The following is a 23,591-nucleotide window of genomic DNA, read 5'->3' as shown; positions in this document are numbered from 1 at the left end:
GAACGGCCATAGACGCTTTTGTTATTGAGTAAGAGTTAATTTTACTAGATATTATACTTGTCGATTCATCTTTTTAACACCTTGTTGTGTGCCGATAATTGCTTGGTCAGCCACATCAAGGAAATAACCTGTTTCTAAAACACCTGTGATGTGAATTAAAAATTCATGCATTTCATAAGGATCAATACCTTTTGGTAATGCACAATCTAAAATATAATTACCATTATCAGTCGTAAATGGGACATCATCCGTAACACGACGTTCTGTTGTCACGCCGTCAATTGTTTCTATTTTCTTAGCAACTTGATACCAATTAAATTTATCTACTTCAACCGGTAATTTAAATGTTTCACCTAGGTAGTTAACAACTTTGTTTTCATCAGCAATAACCACAAAGCGGTCTGCCATTTCATCGATTACTTTTTCTCTAAATAGCGCTCCACCGCCACCTTTAATAAGGTTAAGCTGAGGATCTACTTCGTCAGCACCATCAATAGCTAAATCGATTTTATCAATATCGTTTACATCAACAATATTAATATTTAATTCTTTAGCTAAAAACGCCGTCTTATTAGAAGTACATACTCCGATAATATTATAATGTTTTTCATCAATAAGTTGAGCGATTTTAGGCACTAATAATTCAATTGTACTTCCTGTGCCAATACCGAGCGTCATACCATCCTCGATTTGACTTAAAACATCATCTAGCGTCATCATTTTGAGTTGTTTTACATCATTCATCACGTCATGAGCCCCTTTTCTAAATCGTTTACATTTCTTATTTTACATGACTTTTTCAATTTAACATACCATAATCAACGTTTAATTTTTAATATATTTTAAAATCTTTCATAAAAATGAAATTCTATAGTAAAATACACTTCAAACAATAATTTAGGGGGGACCATGATGATACCAGTGTACGCCATTTCGACAGGAAAAATAGAATCACTTCAATACAAAGATGCCAAACCTATGCAATCAGCAATCAATAAACAACCTTTTAAAGATCAAATGTGGCTATCAAAATTAGGATTTGTTGATGATGAACAAGCTTATAAAGATCATGGTGGTCCAGATAAAGCCGTATGCTGTTTTAGTAAAAAGAACTATGACATGTATCGTGGTGATTTACTTGATATGCCAGAGTACGCCATGTTCGGTGAGAATTTGACAATTGAAGATTTAGATGAAAATGTCGTTTATTTCGGTAACCAATATCAATTAGGCGATGCAATTATCGAAGTTTCTGAAATTAGAGAACCCTGTTGGAAAATCCAAGCAAAGTACGGGCTTTCTGACTTGGTTAAACGTATGTCTCAATCAGGCAAAACGGGCTTTTATTGTCGTGTCATTAAAGAAGGATATGTCAGTCAACATCATCACTTAGAATTAATAAAGGAAGCCGAATTAGATACACAACTATCCGTCCAAACATTAAACGACATTTATTATAATGACAGAAAAAATGCAGACAGAATCGCATCAGCATTGAAAAATCCATATTTATCGTCTAAAAGATATGAGAAACTTGAAAAAATGTATCAACGTGCAACAAAATAAACAAAAAAATAAAACAATAAAAAGAGTAGAACAATTACATCGTAAAAAACGATGTTTATTCTACTCTTTAACTTATTTCTCATGAATTTGATAGCTCGTTTGTGAATAAAACATTTCATTCGCTTTTAATATTGATGAAGCTTGATCACCATATAAGTTAATATCATTTGGCAAATACTGTGCCTCGATTGTCAAACCCGAATGTGCTTTATAAATATTTGCATCACTTTTCCAGTTTTTCGGTTGATTAAATGTATATAATATGACGTAAGGCATATCCGTTTTAACATCTAATTGAAACTCATCATTATCTATTGATAATTGTTGTTCCCCTACTTTGAACGGATGATCTAAACCATTAAATTGAGACACTTGTTGTGATATCGGCTCATGGCTACTTTCAAAAATGTCTTTAAAATATATGGCGTCCTTATTAAATATCTGTTGTATATCTAACGTGTTGTCTGAACTAATCATATGATCCTCATTTAATGGATACATATTCAATTTAGAGCTAGACACTCGATGATTATCAATAACGTTATTATCTCGATTAAGATTAAAATAAACGTGGTTCATAGGGTTAAACAAAGTAGTTTTCGTTGATATAGCTTCATATTGAATTGTCCAACAATGATTCGCATCATATGTATGAGTGACTTTAATTTCCATATCCCCTGGATAATGATCATCTGCTTCTTTTAACGTTGTTTTGAAAATGATTTTGACATGTCCTAAATCGTCTACAACTTCATAGTCAAATAATTTAGAATCTAAACCATGACTACCACCGTGAATATGATGTTGGCCATCATTAGCTTCTAATTGATATGTTTCTCCTTCTAAATTAAAAGTCGCATTTGAAATACGACCACCATATCGTCCAACAGTCGCCCCAAATCTAAATGGATTATCAAAATAAAATTCATCCGCTTCAACAACATTCCCTAATACAATATTGTTGTCATGATATTTCCATGACACAATTCTCGCACCATAATTTGTAAACACAATTTTGGTTTCTTCATTATCAATTTTAATTAAGTCTACACCATATCTTTGATGCTCAATTTCAACATTCATTACATACTTCTCCCTTTCAAACACGTTTATTATGCCCGATGTGGTAACAGCATAATTAAGACGCCTATTAAACAGACGAATGCACCCAGTATATCGTATTTATCTGGCATATTCTTATCAATAAGCATAGACCAAACTAAACTCATAACGATGAATACGCCCCCGTATGCAGCATATACTCTTCCAAATGTCGGAAATGTTTGTAGTGTTGCTATCACACCATACAAGATGAGTATCACGCCGCCAATAACACCTAGCCACGATGGTTGGCCTTCCCGAAGCCATAACCATATTAAGTAGCCGCCTCCAATTTCACATAAACCCGCTAATATAAATATAAAAAAAGAATAAACCATCACAAACATTACGCCTTTCTGTTCATTATCTATGAAGCTTCACTTTATACAACATACATGAGTTCATATGAATTATCTACCTCTTAAATCCAAGACATGAATCTGATTGTCATTTCATTAAAACCTTAGTTATAAGTAACTCGGGGTAAAGAGTCACTGAATAATATAAAAAAATGTCGCTTGTGATGCCTATTTATCTTCTATTGTATTATATTAATTGGCTTGCTAATACATACATATTGTTACACTTTTTCTACTAATATGCCATAGTAAAATACAAATTAAAGAGGAAGAACGTTTTGTAAACTCTTACAAGTTTAATTTAACGCGCTTCCTCTTTTTTAATTATTTTTTCATTACCTTTTTAATGGTATTAAATAGTCCTTTTTCAAAAGTTAATACAGAATCTTTATATGTTTTAACGGCGATCCATAATAAAATAAACATCACTACAACTGATATTAATATACTAACGATGATTTCCCAAACTTGTAACTCAGTCGATTGGGCACGTACTAACAATTCAAAAGGTGCTAAAAAAGGTATAAAGCTAGTTATTTTTATTAATAAAATGTCAGGTTTAAACATACTGAATATCGCAATATAAAAAGCAATCATTGCAAATAAAGTTAATGGCATTAATGTTTGGTTAATATCTTCAATTCTTGTTGCTAAAGAACCTAATATTGCCGCTAGCAACACGTATGTTAATATTCCGATAATCATACATAACAATCCTACGATTAAAACTTGCCAAGTGATATGACTCATGGATACATGAAAGTCTTTTAACATTCGTTTTAAATCAAAGGCAAAGATACAAATGATAGCAACTACAACAATTATTACAATTTGTGTTAAAGCGACAGCGATAATCCCTGCAATCTTAGCCATAATATGAGTGATTGGAGATACACTCGTAATAATCATTTCAATGACTCTTGATGTTTTTTCTGTGGCAATTTCCATTGCAACTTGTGTTGCGTAATTGAAAACAATAAAGAACATCAACATTAGAATCGCATATACTAGAACTAAATTAAGTAGTTTTTGACCTTCATCCAGTTGCTGATCTTTCTTATCTGAGAGGACTTGACTGTCAACCTTACTTTGGGACTGTAATTTTTTCAAATCATTGTTACTTAAATGTAGTTGCGATGCGACTAGTTTAGATTGAATCGATGTCAGTACCCCATTTATTTTTTGCTCTTTTTCTTGTGAGACACTTTCTTTACTCAAGATAGTTGCTGATAACTGTTGTTTATCTTTCACCTTAATGATATAGGCTTCTTTTAACTTTTCATTTTTCACTTGTTTCTTCGCTTCTTGTTTACTTACCTTTTTAAATGAAGCATCTTCATCAATCACATTTCCTTGTTGTTTAATGACTTTGTATATTGGCTCACTATTCGTTACGATACCGATTTGATCACCGTCACCTTTAAACATATCCATGATTTTGTCAGCATTGGATAATGCTATCATTAAAATAATGACAATCGCCATGAAGATGATAAAAGATTTAGATTTCACTTTACTTTTATATGTGAGTCCAAATGTAGCCCAAAATTTATTCATGTAAATCACCCACCTTATCAATAAAGATGTCTTTAAGGGAAGGTTCTAGTACTTGGAAGCGACGTACATAGCCATGTGAGATGACATGATGATATATTTTTTCTGCAACGGATTCATCTTGTATCGTCACTTTGATATGACGTTTATTTGTTTCAAAACCTATCACACCTTCAATATCAGCTATGTCAGGCATTGATTTATCAGTTTCAATGATAACTTGCTTATAACCATGTGAGGCTTTCACGTCATGTATGTCACCTGATACCACAAGTTCACCATGGTTCAAGATACATACATCGTCACATAACTCTTCAACATGTTCCATACGATGAGAACTATAAATAATTGTTGAACCTTGATCATTTAAATCTTTTACAGCTGATTTGAGTAATTCAACATTAACAGGGTCTAAACCACTAAAAGGTTCATCTAATATCAGTAATTCTGGTTGATGCAACATACTTGCTAATAATTGAATTTTTTGTTGATTACCTTTGGATAAGGCATCAATACGTTTATGACGATTTTCTGTTATAGCAAATCGTTTGAGCCAATAATCAATATTTTTCTTAATATCTGATTTAGACATCCCTTTAAGTGTTGCAAGATAAGTCAGTTCATCTTCCACAGTCATTTTAGGATGTAAACCACGTTCTTCTGGTAAGTAGCCAATTCGATTATACATTGACTGATCAATCGCATGACCATCATATGTAATGTGTCCTTCAGTAGGTTCGCTTAATCCTAATATCATCCTAAAGGTGGTTGTCTTACCTGCACCATTACGTCCTAAAAAGCCAAGCATTTTCCCTTTTTCAAGATGGATAGAAATATCATTGACTGCCGTAAATTGATTGAATTTCTTCGTCACATGATCAATATGTAATGACATGTTTACCTCCCCAAATAATATTTTTATTATTATTTAATATAACATTATTAGTTCTATTAATGAATTTAGATTTTGCAATATGTCAAACTTTACAATTATTTATGTAAGCACTATCATTAATTTTATCATAGAAGATTAAATTAAAGTTAACTTCTTAAAGATGATTAAACACGACATCAAATTTAAAGGGGATATATAGAATGAGTTATAGTATTGGTATCGATTACGGCACAGCATCAGGACGTGTCATTTTGGTAAATACATCTGATGGAAAAATTGTTTCAAGTTATGAAGAGACTTATCAACATGGTACCATCGCTGAAGAATTAGGAGGAGAAACTTTACCCCATAATTACTTCTTACAACATGCTGGTGATTATCATCACGTACTAGAAAATGGTGTTAAACACGTTTTAGAAGAAAGCCAAATTAATAAGGATGAGGTCGTAGGTATTGGTGTTGACTTTACTAGTTGTACAGTGGTCTTTTTAGATGAGAATTTCAGACCATTACATATGAATGAAGACCTATCTCATCATCCTCATGCCTATGTTAAATTATGGAAACATCATGGCGCTCAAGACGAAGCAACTCAAATGGTTGAAGCCAATGAGAAAGCTAATCAAAATTGGTTAGATTATTATGGCCATAGTGTAAACAGTGAGTGGATGATTCCTAAAATCCTCGAAGTAAAACATAAAGCACCCGAATTATTAGAACGCGCCCATTATATAATGGAAGCTGGAGATTATATGACAAGCTTACTCGTCAATCAAAATATCCGCTCTAACTGTGGTATAGGATTCAAAGGATTCTATGATGAAGTAAATGGCTTTAATTATGATTTCTTTGAAACCGTAGATCCAGAATTACCACAAATCGTCAAAGATAAATGCGAAGCACCTGTCATTCAAATTGGTGATAGCGCCGGGTCATTATCAGAATACTATCAAAACTTATGGGGACTATCTTCCAATGTACAGATTTCCCCTTACATGATTGATGCCCACTCTGGCGTTTTAGGTGCAGGTGCAATTGAAAAAGGTGAATTCACACCGGTTATAGGAACAAGCACATGCCACTTAATGTTAGACCCGAAACAAGAACCTATCCCTTCTATTACAGGTTCAGTTAAAGACGCTATTATTCCAGGGTTATATGCTTACGAAGCGGGTCAAGCAGCTGTAGGTGATTTATTTAGTTACTCTGAACGAATGGCCCCACAACATATCGTTGAAGAAGCAGCCAAACAAGATAAGAGCGTCTTAGAATATTTAGAAACACTTGCATCACAAATTCCTGTTGAAGACCAACACGTAGTTGTCTTAGACTGGCACAATGGTAATAGAAGTATTTTAAGTGATAGCCATTTAACAGGTAGTGTCTTTGGCTTAACATTGCAAACACCTTTTGAAATGGTTCATCGTGCTTACTTAGAATCTACTGCTTTCGGTACTAAAATGATTATGAAACAATTCGAAGATAATGATATTCCAGTTCATACTGTTTATGCTTCTGGCGGTATTCCTAAGAAAAGTCAATTACTCGTCGACATCTATGCTAACGTATTAAATAAAAAAGTTGTCGTCTTAGAATCTTCAAACGCAACAGCATTAGGCGCTGCTATGTTGGGCGCAAATGTGGGTGGTGCATATGATACATTAAGAGAAACCGTGCAACACATGAAACAGCCTGTTTATTATGAAAAACAACCAGATCCAGAAAAAGTAAAACATTATGAAAAATTATTTGATAAATATCAAAAACTACATGATTTATTAGGTCGTGAACATCCAGAATTATCATATATCCACGAAACAGAATAATTGTTATTAAATATAAATAGCTATACTTGTCGTTGATCATATTGATTCAACGCAAGTATAGCTATTCTTTTATGATTTAAGTTTTTTTATGAGTCAAATATATACGACACTTACTTTGAAATAAAAGCTAGCGTCATTATCGACACTAGCCTTTGAAGTTTAAATTTCATTTGTTGTATTGCGATATAACTTCGCTTTGTCAACTGGATTGTAATTCGGTTCGTTAACCGGTTCATTCACTTCATATTTAGGACTTGGCCCATATTGGTTGCCTTCATTTTTACTATCTAAGCAACTCACCACAATATTATAAACACCTAATACTAGACAGATTAAAGCGATAATATAATATGTGATTAATACGCCTACATTATCTATTAGACCACTAGCGTTAATAACAATATTAAATACATTCAATAATACCCCAATGACAAACGCAATGATTGGAATCAACATTGAACGAGAAGTATCATGGAATCGACGTGCTAAAATGGCCAAATTAGGTATTATAGTAGCCAATGAATAAATAAGGATATAAATAGTCCCTATAAATATACAAATAATTCCAATACCTAATGCGCCACTACTTTCATTAAATGCACCTAAGAATAAACTTGGGTAACCAATAATCATAAGTATAATGGCAGGGCACATAAAGATTAAATGCCATAATTGCATAAACCAATACTCGCTACGTCTAGATCTCCCTTTAAAATTAAAATAATTTGACCAAAATAATTTAAATGATGCTTTAAAACCAACTTTTTCTCTCATATTAGTGGCTCCCTTCAGATCATCAATTCAATTTATTTTATTACTCTTAATAACTCTGATACATTAATTAAGTAATAATATTGTTTCTATTGTCATTGTATCAAACAACAAGACTTTTAAAAATATAAATCAAAAAATATTTTAAGAAATTTTAGAATAAATTCTTATAACAAATATTTTTATAGAGGTGCCAAATTTATGGATTTTAAACAACGTAGCACAACGGACATAGCTAAAGCATTACTCGGCGTTCGCGTTATTTACCAAGATGAACACCAAACATATAGTGGCTATATTGTGGAAACAGAAGCTTACCTAGGTATTAAAGATCGTGCTGCTCACGGATATGGTGGAAAGCGCACGCCTAAAGTAACTTCTTTATATCAAACTGGTGGTACGATTTATGCACACGTCATGCATACGCATCTATTAATTAACTTTGTTACAAGAGATGTTGGTGTTCCTGAAGGTGTGCTTATACGCGCAATCGAACCTGAAGATGGTATTGAAGCTATGAAAATCAATCGTGGCAAAAGTGGCTTTGAAGTGACTAATGGCCCTGGAAAATGGACAAAAGCCTTTAATATTCCACGTTCAATTGATGGTGCTACTTTAAATCAATGCCGACTTTCCATCGATATTAAACATCGTAAATACCCTAAATCAATTATTGAAAGTGGACGTATAGGCATACCGAATAAAGGTGAATGGACTAACAAACCACTTCGTTACACAGTTAAAGGGAACCCTTATGTCTCTCGTATGAAGAAATCAGATTTTCAAAATCCTGACGATACTTGGAAATAAAACGATAGAGAGGTTGAGACAAAAAGTTTTGTGCTCTTGGAAACCGATTAACGGCGTCCCAAAATGAGCTTTTTGTCTTGACCTCTCTTAAAATATATATTTATTGCACGTTGATATCCCCAGAGTCATTAAACAACTCGACGTTATTGTCCCCTTCTCCAATTCGATGACGCTTAAATTCTTTGTTATCTATGTTAGAATCTCCAGAATCATTATGTGCAATAAATGTAGTATTTTTAGGATGCTGTTGATAATTCAAAGTAATATCTCCACTATCATTTGATACATATAAGGGTTGATCTGGAACACACTTACTCAATTCTATATCGCCTGAATCATTTTCTATTTTGCCGTTGGTGAATTCGATATGACTTGTTGATATATCTCCAGAATCATTGTTTACTTTTAGTTTTCCTAGTTTACTATCTTTTAAGAAAATATCTGATGAATCTACCGTAACATCTGATTTCTTACTTATTATATTATCGATAGTGACATCACCAGAGTCACCTTTTACAGTTAATTGATCAATCGCTTTTGGAACTGTGATTACTAATTTGTGCTTTGTCATGTAACCAATTCTAAAATTAATATTTGATTGATGGTCTTGATCACTAATATGCCATTCACCATTTTTTACATCACTATTTATTTTCTTATCTGAGTTGCCTTTTTCTTTAATTGAGAACGTACTACCACGTTTGATTTCAACATCACTGTTATCAACATCTAGATCTATACTATTAATTTGTGCTTTATAAACTTTATTTAACTTAGTGGCATTGTCTTGCTTTGAAGCTAATGTTTTCCATTCTGAAAAAACGCCTATACCAAAACCAATACTTAAAATTAGTCCAAATATAAATAACGTTAAAACTAGCTTTTTCATGAATGAACACTTCCTTTCACAATTGAGATATTCCATTTTAAATACATAATCGTTAATTTAAGAATCCAATGACATAAGAAAATGCTAATAGCTAACAGCATTAAACCAACACCAAACATGAGACCACTCATATAAACATCATATAAAATAATAGAATTTACACCTTCGGTAATATATTTAATAATTAAAAATACTGGTGCACTTAAGAGTGTGATTGTAAATACAACTAAAGTAAGCAAAAACATAAAAATAAAGAATGCCGGTACTAATACAATAAAGAAATTAAGTAATCCTAAACCCATGACCGCTAAAATAGCACTCAAAATATTTTTTGCATTCTTTTTCTCATCAACTTTATCAATAGCCAATGAAGCATTTAATTCTTTAGCAATCATCTTTGGGTTTCCTAAATGTTTGGAAATCTCTTCTTCTGATTTACCTTCATTTTTACCACTTATAAAATGTGTTTCGTATTCATTATAGATATCCTTTTCCTCATCTTTATCCATATGTCTTAAATGACTTATGAGTTGTTTTAGATAAGTTTCTTTATTCATTGCGTTCACTCTCCTCTACAAAGGTATTAACTGCATTTGAAAACATTTGCCATTCTTCTTTCAATAATGCTAATCTTTCTTGCCCTTGATCAGTAAGCCGATAATATTTTCTCGCTGGTCCTTCGGTTGATGGTTGATAATACGTCGATAGTTCTCCGTTCTTTACCAATCTTCGTAACAAAGGATAGACAGTACCTTCTGCAATCGTCATATAGCGAGAAATATTTTGTACTAAAGAATAACCGTACTGATCTTCTCGTTTGATGATAAGTAAGACTATCAGTTCTAATGCACCCTTTTTAAACTGTGTGTTCATAGCTAGACCTCCAAAGTGTAATAATCAGTACTGAACATTACACAGTAGTAATTATCTATAATATAGCACTTACTACTGTACATTGCAAGGTACTAAATAATAGATAGTTTCAAATCATCATATTCTCTTCTTTCACATTTTTAAATTAATATAGATAAAAACTATTTTAGATTAATGATTAATAGGTATAAATATAATTGATATTAATTTCAAAACTAGATTTATTGTACACATATATGTATAATGGATATTGTGGCTTTTTATAACGCTTACATATTTTAATTGAATAGCACATAAACATAGGTTTTGGGATAACTTCTAAGGGGGAGTTAAAATGATTGAATTAGATGCTATTACCACACTGTGTTTAGCATGTATTTTATATCTTATTGGTCAAACGATCATTAATCATGTCTCGATTTTAAGAAGAATTTGTATTCCAGCACCAGTAATTGGTGGTTTAATTTTTGCTATTTTAGTAGCTGTCTTAGATTCATTTAATATTGTGAAAATTAAATTAGATGCCTCATTTATACAAGATTTCTTTATGTTGGCATTCTTCACAACGATCGGACTCGGTGCATCTCTTAAACTATTTAAAGTTGGCGGAAAGGTCATGCTATTGTACTTTATGTTCTGTGGCATTATGGCATTCTGTCAAAATGTGATTGGTATTTCATTAGCGAAGTTATTAAATATTAAACCTTTACTAGGTTTAACTGCAGGGTCAATGTCAATGGAAGGTGGTCATGGTAATGCGGCCGCTTATGGTAAAACCATTCAAGATATGGGGATTGATTCCGCTGTCACAGCCGCCCTTGCAGCTGCAACATTAGGCTTAGTATTTGGTGGTTTAATTGGTGGACCAGTCGTTAAGTTCTTAATTAAACGTTATAACCTAAAACCTGAACATAGTGACGATTCATTTAAAAATTATGGTGAAGTTGAATATAATCAATCACTTCATGAAAAATATAAACCTACTCAAATTTTCTTTATACAGTTCACAATCTTAGTTTTCTGTATGGCACTCGGTACATATATTGGTAATACATTTACTAATTTAACAAACGTGAATATTCCGATGTATGTAGGTTCAATGTTTGTCGCAGTATTCGTTCGTAATATTTCTGAAGCTGCTGGTTTCAACATTGTGGATCTAAAAATTAACGAACAAATCGAAGATATTTCGTTAGGTATCTTCTTATCATTAGCTTTAATGAGTATTCAGCTAACTGAAATATACTCATTAGCTTTACCATTAATCATTATCGTTCTTGTACAAGTTGTATTTATGATCTTGTTCTCTATTTTCGTTCTATTTAGAGGTTTAGGAAAAGATTATGATGCGGCAGTAATGGTTGGTGGATTTATAGGTCATGGTTTAGGTGCTACACCTAATGCGATGGCAAATTTAGATGTGATTACTAAAAAATATGGCAATTCGCCAAAAGCCTATTTAGTTGTTCCTATAGTCGGAGCTTTCTTAATCGACTTAATAGGTGTCATCATTGTTATGGGCTTCATACAATTTTTCCAATAATAAAATACCCGTACGTAATACATGCTCATGTCTTACGTACGGGCTTATTTAATTTGATTCAGTTAACCTCTTTGGATATCTAAACCACGTTGCTCAATCCAAGATAACAATTCAGTATTAAATATCATATCTTTATGGGTTAATTCATTGATATCTTTAGCATCTAGCATTGTCATTATTTTCTTCATATGATCTAAAAATGATTCAACGTATTCAATCGTTTGTGTTATATCGGCCTGCTCAACTTGATTTAAGAACGGACGTGACATACCTACTGCTTTCGCACCTAGCGCTAAACATTTCACAGCATCTAATGGGGTACGTAAACCTCCACTTGCAAAGACATTTAGTTTATCTTGAAAATCAGAACTTTCTAATAGTGATTCAACTGTTGATTGTCCCCAATTAGATAAATAGTCCATATCTTTATTTGAACGTCTCTCATTTTCAATATCTACGAAATTCGTACCACCACGTCCGCTGACATCGACATAAGTAACGCCTACATTAAGTAGTGATTTATATGTCTCTTTGCTCATACCAAATCCTACTTCTTTCACAATCACAGGTACATCTACTGCATTAACAATTGCTTCGATATTTTCCATCCAATTAGCAAACTCTCGATTACCTTCAGGCATAACTAATTCTTGAGGTGAATTAACATGAATCTGTAGCGCCTGTGCATCTAATAGTTCAACAGCTTTAACTGCTTTGTCTACGGGTACGTCAGCACCCACATTACTAAAGATAACACCGTCTGGATTCGTTTCTCGAACAATCGTAAATGATTCTGCCATTTTAGGATTTCGTAATGCAGCATGTGTGGAGCCCACAGCCATTGCAAGACCCGTTTCACGTGCAACAATCGCTAATTTTTCATTAATTTGTTTTGTCCATTCACTACCACCAGTCATGGCATTAATATAAACTGGGTATTTCAAATTAAAATCGGATGTCTTTGTCGTTAAATCTACATCATCCACATCAATATTTGGAATCGAATGATGAACAAACCTCACTTTATCAAAATCAGATAATGTAGCATCATGTTGCGCCATCGCTATTTCAACATGTTCATTTTTTCTTTGCTCTCTCTGAAAGTCACTCATTACTATACCGCCTTTTCCAAATGATTCATTTTATAATTACAAGGTTTAAAACCATTTTTTTCTTTTGAAGAAGATAATTAAAATAATTGAGATGATTAGCATGACAAATAGGCAAATAAAGTAGCCATAATGCCAATTTAATTCTGGCATATACGCAAAGTTCATGCCGTAGATACCTGCAATAAAAGTTAATGGTGAAAATATTACAGATACTAATGTTAAAATTTGCATAATATTATTCATTCTAAATGAAGTATAGGATTCGTAATTTTCACGTATTTCATTTGTCATTTCTTGGGATGTACGAATCACATTACGTTGTTTAATTAAATGGTCATCAATATGTTGTATGTACATAGAATGCTTTGTATCGATAATTAACTTACCTTCACTTTTAATGGTATCAACCAATTCTTGCATTGGAAATAATACTCGCTTTATCTTAATTAGATCAGAACGTAGTTGGAATACATTATCCATCACGCTTTTACTATAGCGATCATCTACATGTCTGTCCTCAAATGTATATACCTTATCTTCAATGTCATAAACAAAATTAAAATATTTATCTACCATGCTGTCTAATATATATATCACTATATCCGCACAGTCCAAATCGGAAACATGATGTCTTTGATTATCTTGAACTACTTTTTTAAGTGATTCAAAACGTTTATGATGATATGTTACCAATGTATTACCTTGCAAGAATACATTTAACGCAATAGCTGCATAATCATGTGTTAATATACTGTGAAACACAATATATTGATAGTCATCATAAGCTTTATATTTCGCTCGAGGAATGCCATTAATCGCATCATCGATTTCTAAATAGTTAAAGTCAAAATGATTTCTTAAAAATTCATTTTCTTTCTCTGTTGCATCTTCAAAGTCATACCAAACAATGGTCGCTTCACTCGGAACATCTTCTATGCGACTCACCTCTGTTAATGGTTGGGAAGCGGTTTGGTATCGAATGGTCATCGTCATCTCTTTACCCCCTGATAAGCAATTCTTTTTTATTTTATCATGAATTGAATTACGTGTATGTCTTAATTTAATTTAGTAAAATAAGTATCAAGCAAACAATAAAGGAGTAATAGTCATGTCTCAAACATTTACTGTAAGTAAAACAGTGACAGAAGATTTTATCGATCACAATAATCATATGCATGATGCATATTATAATATCATTTTTAGTGATGTCATTGATGATTTTAATTATAGTCACGGTCTTTCTTTAGATGAACGTGCACAATATGAATACACAACATTCACAATTGAAGAACATACTAGTTTTTTATCAGAACTAACTTTAAATGAACAATATCATGTTGAGTTATATGTTTATGATTACGATTATAAACGCGTTCATTTCTTTTTAAGAATGGTTCGTCAAGATGGTGAAATTGCTGCAACCAATGAAGTCATGATGATGGGAATCGACCAAAATAAACGTCGCTCTGCTGCATTTCCTGAAGATTATTATCAACAAATCGAGCGCTATGCTCAACAAGAACAACAAACAATCGAATGGCCTAAGCAATTAGGACATCGTATTGGTATTCCTCATAAGGGGGATCAATCATGAGTGAATCTATCCGCTATACCATTCAAAACGAATTACTAGATTTATATGATGATGTCAAAGTAGGATTAAGTGATTTAAATGAACAAAAAGCGCTAACTATCAATGGTCCTGCTTCTAAGTTATTCAAACGTGCGACACGCATGAGTTATATACAAGGACAAAAGCAAGCCATAGATGAAATGAATCAACTACTTGAAACATATGATATTGATGAACAATTCCTTGAACACTATAATCAATTAGCTAGTCGTATAAGAAATGACAATATTGAAAAAGTCTTTTCATTTAGTAATTTGACTGATATTCCGAGTCACTTTGAAGAAACTATAGCTGATCTTTACTTTTCAAAAGGACAAAATTTCATTATTAAACATATCAATTCTATTATGGAATAAACAAAAACGATGAACAACGCCATTTGTTGCTCATCGTTTTTGTCATTTTAATTATTTTTAAGTGCTTTGGTAATTTGTTTAATCACTTTATGTGATTCTCGTATTGGATACAGTGGAAAATCATGAACCATTCTTGGATATTCATAGAACGTAATTTCTTGTCCCATCATTTCTAGTTTTTCTTTAAATAAATGCATATCTGGATTGATAATTTCTCTTCCTCCACCGATCATATAAACTGGTGGTAAGCCTTCTATAGGACCATATATTGGAGACACACGTTTATCGGTGAGTGATACATTGTCCGCCCAACGTTTCATAATCTCATTGACCCCGAAACGACTAATTAGGATATCTTTCCCTAAGAGTTCATCTGTGATGTCTTTATTAGATAATGTAGCATCTAATAATGGCGAGATTAAATATAATTGGCGTGGTACTTGTTCATTATTTTCAATGAGCGATTGAACTAAATTCAATGCCAATGCACCACCAGATCCATCACCCATCACAATTATATGTTCAGCTCCTACTTCATCCACAAGTTGATGATATACATCTCTTACTGCTTTTTCCGTATCTTCAATATGATAATCTGGCGCTTTAGGATAAATAGGTAATACAACTTCATGTATTGTTGAAAGTGTTAATTTATCAATAAATCTCCAATGAAATGGTGAGGGTTGTAATGTATTATAGCCACCATGTAAATACAATATTTTTCTTTTTGACTCATGTCTAAAGTTAAATCGAAATACTTGCATGTCCCCTAACATAAGTTTATCTAAATTCGCTTTAACATTTAATGTAGAGGGTTGCTTATGTTTTTTCTCATTTTCAACTTGTCTTTTTTCAAAAAACTTATCCACTGCTTCATCATTGTCGAAAAATATTGAACGATTGTGTAGAATATACTTGTTTACCACTCGGTTCATAAATCGATTCTTCATAAATAACTAAACCTACCTCTTTGCAATTTTTAAAATTAAAAAACAATTTGATTAAAAACCTACATTCGTAACTTAAAAAGGGATATAATTTAAAGTATATTTTAATTTAGTCATGAATTTCATTTTATAAATTGTCTAATTTTTATTGTCTTTGATTATTCATTATTATAACAAAATAAGACTGGAAATGATAAATAAAGATATGACTATTTTCAAGGAGGCAACGTTATGACTAATCAACAAAGAAGATTAGAAAAATTTGATGATGCATTTCAAAATGAACAAATGCATCGTGGTAAGCAATATGGCAAGAAAAAACGTTCTTGGGTTAGTATGATCATTCAAATCATCGTACTAGTTTTAACTGCAATTACAGGTTATAGCATGTACAATCAACCTATCTTTAATATTGTATTTGCTAAACAAACTATCGATTTCCACCAACTTAAAAATTTCCAAGATACTGTAACACAAGTTGGTAATATTAATATCAATCTAGGTAATATAGATCAACTACAACAATCAATTGATCGCTTATTACTAGTGTTTTATGCCTTTTTCGCTTTATGTATCATTAGCATGATTATATCTATATTAACGATTATCTTTAATCGAAGTGCTTTAAAAGTTATTAACATGTTATTCTTGGCTATTATGTTAGTCATTACAATGTATTTTAGTTATATTATTCATACTTTAGCTGAAAAAATAGCAGATTCATTCAAACAATACTATTTATCTGTATCACCGGATCAAGTTGTGACTGAAGCTGATGCCATTCATAATGCATTAATTTTATTAGCTTGTAGTATTGGTTTATTAATCATTAGTCTATTCTTTAGAAACCGAAGAATTCGTATTAAATAATTAAAAAGAGCCAATGGAGTCATCTATAATAGGATAACCTCATTGGCCCTTTTTTAGGTGGTTTGAAAATTCACTACAACAAACTTCGTTTCCCTTTTCGGTTCGCCTTAGTTTTCCTAAGGCATAAGTGGCCCTAACAAACTTCGTTTGTAAGGGCCACTAAAAAATGGGATCGATATCGAAGTCGATACCGATCCCATAAAAATCATGCCCCCACAACACAATTTTTATCATCTTCTATTTATTACTTTTATTCATTAAGTCATGTCTCATTCAATTTGTCTTAGTCTTCTGCTCTTGATTTTGCTGCTGATACATCTGCTTTTTTCTTACTTTGTAAGAAGAAACTTAAAATAAGCGCTACTAAACTTATAATAGTTGCAATGATAAATGCATCGTTAATGCCTTCTACAGAAGCTAATTTGTTTACATATTGTAATAACACTTTCATGGCACCTTGTTCGCCACCAAATTGTTGTGCTAATTCACGCATATGGTCTTGAACCATTGGATTTGTTTTATCCAACTCTTCGCCAAATGCTGTAACATGATTTGTTGTTTGTGTAGTCATTACAGTAACAAGAATGGCAGTACCAATTGAACCTGCTAATTGTCTCATCGTATTCACAAATGCGTTACCATGAGAAATTAAACGTGCTGGTAATGCGTTCATACCTGCAGTCATGATAGGCATCATGATAAATGCCATACCAAATGAACGTAAGACATAAATACCCATGATTGATAAGTATGGTGTATCCATATTTAGCTTAGTTAATTCCCAAGTTGCATATGTCATGACACCAATACCAAATATAGCTAATGGTTTAATACCTATTGTATCAAGTAATTTACCTGCAATAGGACCTAAGGCACCCATTACTAATGCACCCGGAAGCATTAATAGACCTGAATCCAACGCTGAGAAACCACGTAGATTTTGTAAATAGATTGGTAAAAGAATCATACCACCATATAAACTCATCATAACAATCATGTTAATCACTGTTGTTAGTGTATATGTTGGGTATTTTAAAACTTCTAAATTTAACATTGGTGCTTTCATTCTTAATTCTCTAATAACGAATAAGGCAATGAAAATAATACCAATGATAAACATTGAAACAATTTCAGTTGAACCCCAACCTTTATTACCGGCTTCAGAGAAACCATATAATAATGCGCCGAACCCAATTGTACTGTAAATAATACCAGGTACATCGGCTTTAGGATTCGTTGTTCTTTGATAAAGTCTAAACCAGAAGAAACCAACTGCAATTGCAACAAGTCCGATAAAGAACATACCATAGAACATTAAATTCCAGTCATAATTTTGAACGATATAACCAGATAATGTTGGTCCGATTGCTGGTGCTAAAATCATAGCAATACCCATTGTTCCCATTGCTACACCACGTTTTTCTGGAGGGAAAATCGTAACAATAACATTAGAACCTAATGGCATTAAGATACCAGCACCGATAGCTTGTAAAATACGTCCAGACATCATCACTGGGAAGTTCATTGAAATCGCACAGATTAATGAACCGATTGTAAAGAGTACTAAACCTATTATAAATAACTTTCTATAAGAATATTTATTAAATAGGAAGGCACTTATTGGTATTAAAATACCGTTAACTAACATAAATCCTGTCATTAACCACTGACCAGTTGATGCAGAAATATTAAATTCAGTATTAATTTTAGGTAAGGCAACATTTAATAACGTTTGGTTTAAAATAGCGATAAACATACCAAATAACATTGCCGCTAAAATCTTACCTCTTGTGATACCTTTACCGAAGATAAAATCAGATTGTTGATTTTTAATCTTCTCATTAACTCTAGCCTCTTCTGAGTTAGGGTTGATTGGTTTATGAACTTCGTCAACTCCGCTATCCTCATCTGATTTATGAGAAGTGTCTTCAGAACGACGTAACGTCCCATGTTCATTCTTTGTTGAATCATCCGATTCATTCATAGATTCGAAATGATGTTTTCTTTTATCATCTTCAATGTGATTAGAAGTAGAACTAAAATCGTTTGGAGATGATGTTTGTGACTCAGATTTTTCTAAATCACTTGCTTTAAATTTAGATTGATATGATTGACTCTCAGAACCTTTTGTTGAGCGTTGTTCCACTTTTTGGTTTTTCGTTTTTTTCTTACCTTTAGAAACGAAGAAATTAATCAAACCAAGAAGTATGAGCGCGATTAAAATATAAACAATAATGAAGGTCGTTGTCATTTAATGACCCCCTTAATTTTTATGAATTTTGACTTCAGCGTTCATACCTGGAACAACATTTTTAGATGGTTCAGAATCTAGAGAAATTCTAACTGGTACAACTTGTGATACTTTAGTGTAGTTACCATCACTATTAGATGAAGGCATTAATGAGAAGCTAGCTGCTGTAGCATCACCGATTTGATCGACTTTACCACTTACAGTTGCTTTTTGTCCGTCGATATCAACATCAACGTCATTACCTTTTTCAATATCAGCAACGTCTTTTTCATCAACGTTAGCAGTAATATATAGATCATCTAAATTGTACGCATAAGCGATTGGGTTCCCAGCTTGAGCCATTGAACCTTCCATACCATCTGTTTTAACGATTGTGCCATCTTTAGGCATTTTGATGCTCATCTCTTTAGATTGACCACCTTCGCCTTGAGCTGCTACTTCAGCTACTTTATCGCCTTTTTTAAGTTTCTCACCTTGCTTAACGTCAAGTGATTTAATTTCACCTGAAGCTGGACTTGCTATTTTCATTTGATCGCCATCTACTTTGGCGTTATCAGTACTAACATAGCTCGTTGCATTGTTCCAGAAGTAGAAACCTACTACTCCGATAACAATTAACACAATGATAGTAATGATATTAATTAATACCATTTTCTTCATGAATATATCCTCCTATTTGCTTTTAAAATTCACTTTATCTATTATAGATACATGTAGATAAAAAAAACACCGACACTTTAAAAAAATGTGTCGGATTGATGACTAAGGTGACTGCTTATGAAACGAAGAGCTAAATTTAAAATTATTCAAAGTATGATAAATTTATTAGATGAATATCCATTCGATGAAATTACGATTAAAATGATTTGTGCATATAGTGGCGTTAACCGCTCTACTTTTTATGATAATTATAAAGATAAATATGATTTATTGGAACAAATTCAAAATTATCATCTATCTAAATATTTAAAGTTACTCAAAACTTTATATAATAATTTTGAAAGTGTGCGCGTCGATAAAACTAAGTTATATAAATTCTTTTTAATTGTTACAAAGTATATAAAGCGCAAAGAATCATTCTATCGAGCTATATTTATTACATATCCTAATAAAGGATTAGCAATGAAATATTTTAATGCTACAAAGGTTGCTTATGAAAATGTGATTGAAGATTATCCAAATTCAATTCAAAATAAATCATTGTTCATCACCTATTCAATTGGTGGACAGGTTGGTGTCATATTTTATTGGTTACGCAATGGTTGCAAAGAATCTCCAGAAGTAATTGCTGAAAACTTATTAGCAAATACAATTAAATTACAAAGATAATTAAATTAAGCCAGAAAATGAGCATAAGCAACTCATTTTCTGGCTATTTTTATCTTATAAATCAAACCCATTCTTAAGATCGACGTTGTAGTCTCGTATAAATGGTTTGTAAAATAATCATAATCACTGCTGTCATACTAATAATCACCACATAAGGTATCACATTATGTTCACCCATCACATTAACTAATGATGACATAAGTCCTCCTAATAGAAATTGTACCAATCCTAATAAACTAGAAGCACTACCTCTCCCTCTTGTACTTTCATCCATAGCAATTGAAAAACCTAAACTTGCAACGGCTGTAACCGGTGCAACTAAAATAATAAAACCAATGACTAATATCCAAAAACTCAAATGATTTAGTAGTGTAATAGCAACTATCACAACGCCAAGCACTTGAATATATGTCACAATTTTCAACAGTTGTCGTCTCTCTATTCGATCGACAAGCACACCTACTAATTGGCTTGAAATAATTAATGTAATACCAATTGCTGCAAACATAATACTAAATTGTAGAGCTGACATACCATATATTTTTTGAATAATGAATGGTGATGCTGAGATATAAGTAAATAACATAATAAAAGAAAAGCCTTGGATTAACATAGGCAACACAAACTTAGGTGTCTCTAATAAATGTTTAAAGTTTTTAAACATTTCTTTAATACCATCACTATCTTTTTCATCGTCCTGTAAAGACTCAGGCACTTTGGTTAGAGAACCAATAACCATGAGTATGCCAAAGACAGTTAGTATAATAAATACCATTCTCCATACGGCTAAGCTTAAGATAACACCACCGATAGCCGGAGCGATAACAGGTGCAACACCATTTACTAACATGAGCAATGATAAAAATTTAGTTAACTCTTTGCCTTTATACATATCACTGGCAATAGCTCTTGAAATGACGGAAGCCGCCCCACCTGTTACACCTTGAATAAAGCGTAATGCAATCATTATTTCGATATTCGTGACAAAGACAATACCTAAACTTGCTAACGTATAAATGAACATTGATATCCATAACGGTTTCTTTCTGCCGGTAGCATCTGATATCGGACCTGCAAATAAGTTTCCTAACGCTAACCCAATCATAAATAACGATAATGTGAGTTGTGCATTAGACGTTGTGGTATGAAAGTCATTTTTGATTTCTGGTAATCCCGGTAAAAACATATCTATCGATAATGCACCAATAGCTGTTAGTGCACCTAAGATGATTACAAATATAGGGGATTGTTTTTTTGATTGTACCTTTTGATTCATTTTTGAAACCACCTTAATATTTTTTAGCAAATGGCTTTATTTTTACATATATCAATATATTACGCTATACATTCTATTTTATGCAATTGGATTTTTATCCCTATAAAAAACAGACGCAGAACAGTGCCCGCTTCTATAATAAGATCACTTGTCCTACGTCCATCATTACTATTATTCATTTGATGCTTTAATTAAATTAAAATCATTACCTTTAGATGTTTCTTCTAATTCGTAGTCTTTATTAATCAATTGCCCATTTTCATTTATTTGTTGGATTGTCGCTTTAACTTTATCTCCACTTTGACTTGCACTTATGACTTGAGATGTTTGAAATGATACTAATTGATTATTCTCTAATTGATGTTTCATCGTGTCATATAATGATGAATTTTTCTTAAAGTAACTTGATATTAAGTCAAAGTTATTCTCATTCAATGCTGAATTTAATGCTAAAGAGTATCCGCTAAAAAATTGAGTAAGTTTGTTTTTCAAACTATTTTCTTCTTTTTCTTTTTTAGCCACGTATTTATCAATTTCATCACTATCGAAGTCTAAGGTAATTGTGGTATTATCTTTGAGTTTTGATGCTTTGATCGTCTTAGTTTCTGATTCGAAAGTTTTATCTTTAGCTGAACCTTCCGCGGAGACGGTAATATCTTCATTCTTAGGATATGGTCCATATTCTTTAGAATTTGAATATGATAACGTACGATCATTAATGATTACTTTTTTCGATTTATCTGTAAGTTTAGAAGCACCTTTTAATTTAATATTGAGATGTGCTTCATCAAAATCTTCAGTCACATTGACGGTCTCACTATTGGTAGCTTTAAAATCAAAGTCAAGTTTCCCACTAAACACACCATTTTTAGTTTCTTTAGTAGCATCTATACTATAATCACCTGGAATAAAATGGCCTAATGGCGTTGTTTTATCCGCTTCTGCAATTACTTTTTTACGTTTACCACCGGATTTAAATTCATATTTTGTATCTACTTTTGGTTTGACAACCGGTTGTTTCGTCGGTGCATTAAAACTCATATTATCAAATATAAGATATCGTGTACCATTTTTACTTACGCGTAACACATCTTGGCCATCTCTTGTTTGAATATAAGATGCCACGCTAGAATGACTCTTATTTAATTTATCAACTGTATTTCTGACATCTCTAATAAAGTTTTTAATTCCTACTTCTTTTTTAATATATTTAATATATGCAGAAGCTTCATCAGGATCTACCTTATTATCTTTAGTACTGAGTAATGTAGCCACTTTTTGATTATCGTCATTGTCTATCGCATTGACTAATATTTTTGTTTGAGCATTAGGTGAATTAAAATTTCTTAAAAGGAAGAATAAAATGACCAATAAGATGATAATAAAAAATATAATGGCAACTGGTACAATCTTTCTAATCTTTATATTTGTTGTTTTATCTGAAGATTGATTTGTGTTGCTTTGATGCTGTTCACTATTATTTTGCTTACTTTTATGCTTTGTTTCTGTTTTTATTGACTGGCCACAATTTTGACAAGTGTGTGCATCCTTCTCCACAGAAGCACCACACTGAGGGCACTGTTTCATCTTATCACCTCTACTCAATTTCCAAACACTCGTCAGTTTAAAA

24 protein-coding genes are annotated in these 23,591 nt (G+C 32.3%); 8 read left to right on the top strand and 16 right to left on the bottom strand.

Annotation, left to right across the window (positions count from 1 at the left end; translation table 11 throughout):
• Window positions 1-51 precede the first annotated feature (51 nt).
• Window positions 52-744 carry a ribose 5-phosphate isomerase A gene (locus P7F85_RS02765; RefSeq protein ID WP_015364758.1) on the bottom strand — a complete coding sequence of 231 codons (693 nt, stop codon included), beginning with the start codon at window positions 742-744 and terminating at the stop codon, window positions 52-54.
• A 168-nt stretch (window positions 745-912) separates the two neighbouring features.
• Here P7F85_RS02765 and P7F85_RS02760 point away from each other — a divergent pair, with 168 nt between their 5' ends.
• Window positions 913-1,566: an MOSC domain-containing protein gene (locus P7F85_RS02760; RefSeq protein WP_015364757.1), complete on the top strand. Its 654-nt coding sequence runs from the start codon at window positions 913-915 to the stop codon at window positions 1,564-1,566.
• A 72-nt stretch (window positions 1,567-1,638) separates the two neighbouring features.
• Here the strand turns inward: P7F85_RS02760 and P7F85_RS02755 are convergent, their stop codons facing one another.
• From P7F85_RS02755 to P7F85_RS02740, 4 genes are all read right to left on the bottom strand, one after another.
• On the bottom strand, window positions 1,639-2,649 hold the full coding sequence (locus tag P7F85_RS02755; protein ID WP_002466549.1) for an aldose epimerase family protein: 1,011 nt from the start codon (window positions 2,647-2,649) through the stop codon (window positions 1,639-1,641).
• Window positions 2,650-2,678: 29 nt separating this feature from the next.
• Entirely contained in the window at window positions 2,679-3,005 is a 327-nt protein-coding gene (locus tag P7F85_RS02750; protein WP_002466554.1) for a YnfA family protein, read from the bottom strand.
• A 345-nt stretch (window positions 3,006-3,350) separates the two neighbouring features.
• Complete coding sequence (locus tag P7F85_RS02745; protein WP_447158561.1) at window positions 3,351-4,583, bottom strand: ABC transporter permease; 1,233 nt, start codon at window positions 4,581-4,583, stop codon at window positions 3,351-3,353.
• Window positions 4,576-5,475, bottom strand: coding sequence for an ABC transporter ATP-binding protein (locus P7F85_RS02740; RefSeq protein WP_015364756.1), 900 nt, complete (start codon window positions 5,473-5,475; stop codon window positions 4,576-4,578). The genes P7F85_RS02745 and P7F85_RS02740 overlap by 8 nt, the downstream gene beginning before the upstream one ends.
• 200 nt (window positions 5,476-5,675) lie before the next feature.
• Here P7F85_RS02740 and P7F85_RS02735 point away from each other — a divergent pair, with 200 nt between their 5' ends.
• The gene (locus P7F85_RS02735) at window positions 5,676-7,301 is read left to right on the top strand and encodes a ribulokinase (RefSeq protein WP_002467036.1); all 1,626 of its coding nucleotides are present in this window, start codon (window positions 5,676-5,678) and stop codon (window positions 7,299-7,301) included.
• A 159-nt stretch (window positions 7,302-7,460) separates the two neighbouring features.
• Here P7F85_RS02735 and P7F85_RS02730 read toward each other — a convergent pair whose 3' ends face one another.
• Window positions 7,461-8,075: a DUF805 domain-containing protein gene (locus P7F85_RS02730; RefSeq protein WP_015364755.1), complete on the bottom strand. Its 615-nt coding sequence runs from the start codon at window positions 8,073-8,075 to the stop codon at window positions 7,461-7,463.
• A gap of 198 nt (window positions 8,076-8,273) precedes the next feature.
• On the opposite strand from P7F85_RS02730, the gene P7F85_RS02725 reads away from it, so the two are divergent.
• Complete coding sequence (locus P7F85_RS02725) at window positions 8,274-8,882, top strand: DNA-3-methyladenine glycosylase (RefSeq protein WP_002466290.1); 609 nt, start codon at window positions 8,274-8,276, stop codon at window positions 8,880-8,882.
• A gap of 100 nt (window positions 8,883-8,982) precedes the next feature.
• On the opposite strand, the gene P7F85_RS02720 is transcribed toward P7F85_RS02725, so the two are convergent.
• From P7F85_RS02720 to P7F85_RS02710, 3 genes are read right to left on the bottom strand one after another with little or no spacing between them, the layout of a single operon-like run.
• Complete coding sequence (locus P7F85_RS02720; RefSeq protein ID WP_002466305.1) at window positions 8,983-9,771, bottom strand: DUF4097 family beta strand repeat-containing protein; 789 nt, start codon at window positions 9,769-9,771, stop codon at window positions 8,983-8,985.
• On the bottom strand, window positions 9,768-10,328 hold the full coding sequence (locus tag P7F85_RS02715) for an HAAS signaling domain-containing protein (RefSeq protein ID WP_002466289.1): 561 nt from the start codon (window positions 10,326-10,328) through the stop codon (window positions 9,768-9,770). The genes P7F85_RS02720 and P7F85_RS02715 overlap by 4 nt, the downstream gene beginning before the upstream one ends.
• The gene (locus P7F85_RS02710; protein ID WP_002466286.1) at window positions 10,321-10,644 is read right to left on the bottom strand and encodes a PadR family transcriptional regulator; all 324 of its coding nucleotides are present in this window, start codon (window positions 10,642-10,644) and stop codon (window positions 10,321-10,323) included. The genes P7F85_RS02715 and P7F85_RS02710 overlap by 8 nt, the downstream gene beginning before the upstream one ends.
• A gap of 334 nt (window positions 10,645-10,978) precedes the next feature.
• On the opposite strand from P7F85_RS02710, the gene gltS reads away from it, so the two are divergent.
• Window positions 10,979-12,187, top strand: coding sequence for a sodium/glutamate symporter (gene gltS, locus P7F85_RS02705; protein ID WP_447158560.1), 1,209 nt, complete (start codon window positions 10,979-10,981; stop codon window positions 12,185-12,187).
• 62 nt (window positions 12,188-12,249) lie between these two features.
• On the opposite strand, the gene fni is transcribed toward gltS, so the two are convergent.
• Complete coding sequence (fni, locus tag P7F85_RS02700; RefSeq protein ID WP_046464425.1) at window positions 12,250-13,299, bottom strand: type 2 isopentenyl-diphosphate Delta-isomerase; 1,050 nt, start codon at window positions 13,297-13,299, stop codon at window positions 12,250-12,252.
• 45 nt (window positions 13,300-13,344) lie between these two features.
• Window positions 13,345-14,292 carry a magnesium/cobalt transporter CorA gene (gene corA, locus P7F85_RS02695; protein ID WP_046464426.1) on the bottom strand — a complete coding sequence of 316 codons (948 nt, stop codon included), beginning with the start codon at window positions 14,290-14,292 and terminating at the stop codon, window positions 13,345-13,347.
• 115 nt (window positions 14,293-14,407) lie between these two features.
• Here corA and P7F85_RS02690 point away from each other — a divergent pair, with 115 nt between their 5' ends.
• Window positions 14,408-14,893 (top strand): thioesterase family protein, encoded by a 486-nt coding sequence (locus P7F85_RS02690; protein ID WP_002466304.1) that lies wholly within the window; start codon window positions 14,408-14,410, stop codon window positions 14,891-14,893.
• On the top strand, window positions 14,890-15,288 hold the full coding sequence (locus tag P7F85_RS02685) for a hypothetical protein (protein WP_002466287.1): 399 nt from the start codon (window positions 14,890-14,892) through the stop codon (window positions 15,286-15,288). The genes P7F85_RS02690 and P7F85_RS02685 overlap by 4 nt, the downstream gene beginning before the upstream one ends.
• Before the next feature lie 47 nt (window positions 15,289-15,335).
• Here the strand turns inward: P7F85_RS02685 and P7F85_RS02680 are convergent, their stop codons facing one another.
• Window positions 15,336-16,238, bottom strand: coding sequence for an alpha/beta hydrolase fold domain-containing protein (locus P7F85_RS02680; protein WP_015364753.1), 903 nt, complete (start codon window positions 16,236-16,238; stop codon window positions 15,336-15,338).
• Between the two features lie 228 nt (window positions 16,239-16,466).
• On the opposite strand from P7F85_RS02680, the gene P7F85_RS02675 reads away from it, so the two are divergent.
• Window positions 16,467-17,105 carry a hypothetical protein gene (locus P7F85_RS02675; RefSeq protein WP_002466292.1) on the top strand — a complete coding sequence of 213 codons (639 nt, stop codon included), beginning with the start codon at window positions 16,467-16,469 and terminating at the stop codon, window positions 17,103-17,105.
• Window positions 17,106-17,388: 283 nt separating this feature from the next.
• Here P7F85_RS02675 and P7F85_RS02670 read toward each other — a convergent pair whose 3' ends face one another.
• Window positions 17,389-19,356, bottom strand: a complete 1,968-nt coding sequence (locus tag P7F85_RS02670) for a DHA2 family efflux MFS transporter permease subunit (protein WP_046464428.1) — start codon at window positions 19,354-19,356, stop codon at window positions 17,389-17,391.
• A 12-nt stretch (window positions 19,357-19,368) separates the two neighbouring features.
• Window positions 19,369-20,016 carry an HlyD family secretion protein gene (locus P7F85_RS02665; RefSeq protein ID WP_002466299.1) on the bottom strand — a complete coding sequence of 216 codons (648 nt, stop codon included), beginning with the start codon at window positions 20,014-20,016 and terminating at the stop codon, window positions 19,369-19,371.
• A gap of 117 nt (window positions 20,017-20,133) precedes the next feature.
• Here P7F85_RS02665 and P7F85_RS02660 point away from each other — a divergent pair, with 117 nt between their 5' ends.
• Entirely contained in the window at window positions 20,134-20,685 is a 552-nt protein-coding gene (locus tag P7F85_RS02660) for a TetR/AcrR family transcriptional regulator (protein ID WP_002466293.1), read from the top strand.
• Between the two features lie 73 nt (window positions 20,686-20,758).
• On the opposite strand, the gene P7F85_RS02655 is transcribed toward P7F85_RS02660, so the two are convergent.
• Complete coding sequence (locus P7F85_RS02655; RefSeq protein WP_015364752.1) at window positions 20,759-21,961, bottom strand: multidrug effflux MFS transporter; 1,203 nt, start codon at window positions 21,959-21,961, stop codon at window positions 20,759-20,761.
• Window positions 21,962-22,132: 171 nt separating this feature from the next.
• The gene (locus P7F85_RS02650; protein ID WP_002466291.1) at window positions 22,133-23,548 is read right to left on the bottom strand and encodes a zinc ribbon domain-containing protein; all 1,416 of its coding nucleotides are present in this window, start codon (window positions 23,546-23,548) and stop codon (window positions 22,133-22,135) included.
• Window positions 23,549-23,591 lie beyond the last annotated feature (43 nt).

Source organism: Staphylococcus sp. aM, from assembly GCF_052975125.1.
Note: the sequence above shows the minus strand (reverse complement) of the source record. Positions and strands in the feature narration are given on the sequence as shown.

Excerpts from the sequence above, each read along its gene's own strand:
- P7F85_RS02765 (WP_015364758.1), bottom strand. The coding sequence starts at position 744 with ATGAATGATGTAAAACAACTCAAAATGATGACGCTAGATGATGTTTTA.
- P7F85_RS02760 (WP_015364757.1), top strand. The coding sequence starts at position 913 with ATGATACCAGTGTACGCCATTTCGACAGGAAAAATAGAATCACTTCAA.
- P7F85_RS02755 (WP_002466549.1), bottom strand. The coding sequence starts at position 2,649 with ATGAATGTTGAAATTGAGCATCAAAGATATGGTGTAGACTTAATTAAA.
- P7F85_RS02750 (WP_002466554.1), bottom strand. The coding sequence starts at position 3,005 with ATGGTTTATTCTTTTTTTATATTTATATTAGCGGGTTTATGTGAAATT.
- P7F85_RS02745 (WP_447158561.1), bottom strand. The coding sequence starts at position 4,583 with ATGAATAAATTTTGGGCTACATTTGGACTCACATATAAAAGTAAAGTG.
- P7F85_RS02740 (WP_015364756.1), bottom strand. The coding sequence starts at position 5,475 with ATGTCATTACATATTGATCATGTGACGAAGAAATTCAATCAATTTACG.
- P7F85_RS02735 (WP_002467036.1), top strand. The coding sequence starts at position 5,676 with ATGAGTTATAGTATTGGTATCGATTACGGCACAGCATCAGGACGTGTC.
- P7F85_RS02730 (WP_015364755.1), bottom strand. The coding sequence starts at position 8,075 with ATGAGAGAAAAAGTTGGTTTTAAAGCATCATTTAAATTATTTTGGTCA.
- P7F85_RS02725 (WP_002466290.1), top strand. The coding sequence starts at position 8,274 with ATGGATTTTAAACAACGTAGCACAACGGACATAGCTAAAGCATTACTC.
- P7F85_RS02720 (WP_002466305.1), bottom strand. The coding sequence starts at position 9,771 with ATGAAAAAGCTAGTTTTAACGTTATTTATATTTGGACTAATTTTAAGT.
- P7F85_RS02715 (WP_002466289.1), bottom strand. The coding sequence starts at position 10,328 with ATGAATAAAGAAACTTATCTAAAACAACTCATAAGTCATTTAAGACAT.
- P7F85_RS02710 (WP_002466286.1), bottom strand. The coding sequence starts at position 10,644 with ATGAACACACAGTTTAAAAAGGGTGCATTAGAACTGATAGTCTTACTT.
- gltS (WP_447158560.1), top strand. The coding sequence starts at position 10,979 with ATGATTGAATTAGATGCTATTACCACACTGTGTTTAGCATGTATTTTA.
- fni (WP_046464425.1), bottom strand. The coding sequence starts at position 13,299 with ATGAGTGACTTTCAGAGAGAGCAAAGAAAAAATGAACATGTTGAAATA.
- corA (WP_046464426.1), bottom strand. The coding sequence starts at position 14,292 with ATGACGATGACCATTCGATACCAAACCGCTTCCCAACCATTAACAGAG.
- P7F85_RS02690 (WP_002466304.1), top strand. The coding sequence starts at position 14,408 with ATGTCTCAAACATTTACTGTAAGTAAAACAGTGACAGAAGATTTTATC.
- P7F85_RS02685 (WP_002466287.1), top strand. The coding sequence starts at position 14,890 with ATGAGTGAATCTATCCGCTATACCATTCAAAACGAATTACTAGATTTA.
- P7F85_RS02680 (WP_015364753.1), bottom strand. The coding sequence starts at position 16,238 with ATGAAGAATCGATTTATGAACCGAGTGGTAAACAAGTATATTCTACAC.
- P7F85_RS02675 (WP_002466292.1), top strand. The coding sequence starts at position 16,467 with ATGACTAATCAACAAAGAAGATTAGAAAAATTTGATGATGCATTTCAA.
- P7F85_RS02670 (WP_046464428.1), bottom strand. The coding sequence starts at position 19,356 with ATGACAACGACCTTCATTATTGTTTATATTTTAATCGCGCTCATACTT.
- P7F85_RS02665 (WP_002466299.1), bottom strand. The coding sequence starts at position 20,016 with ATGAAGAAAATGGTATTAATTAATATCATTACTATCATTGTGTTAATT.
- P7F85_RS02660 (WP_002466293.1), top strand. The coding sequence starts at position 20,134 with ATGAAACGAAGAGCTAAATTTAAAATTATTCAAAGTATGATAAATTTA.
- P7F85_RS02655 (WP_015364752.1), bottom strand. The coding sequence starts at position 21,961 with ATGAATCAAAAGGTACAATCAAAAAAACAATCCCCTATATTTGTAATC.
- P7F85_RS02650 (WP_002466291.1), bottom strand. The coding sequence starts at position 23,548 with ATGAAACAGTGCCCTCAGTGTGGTGCTTCTGTGGAGAAGGATGCACAC.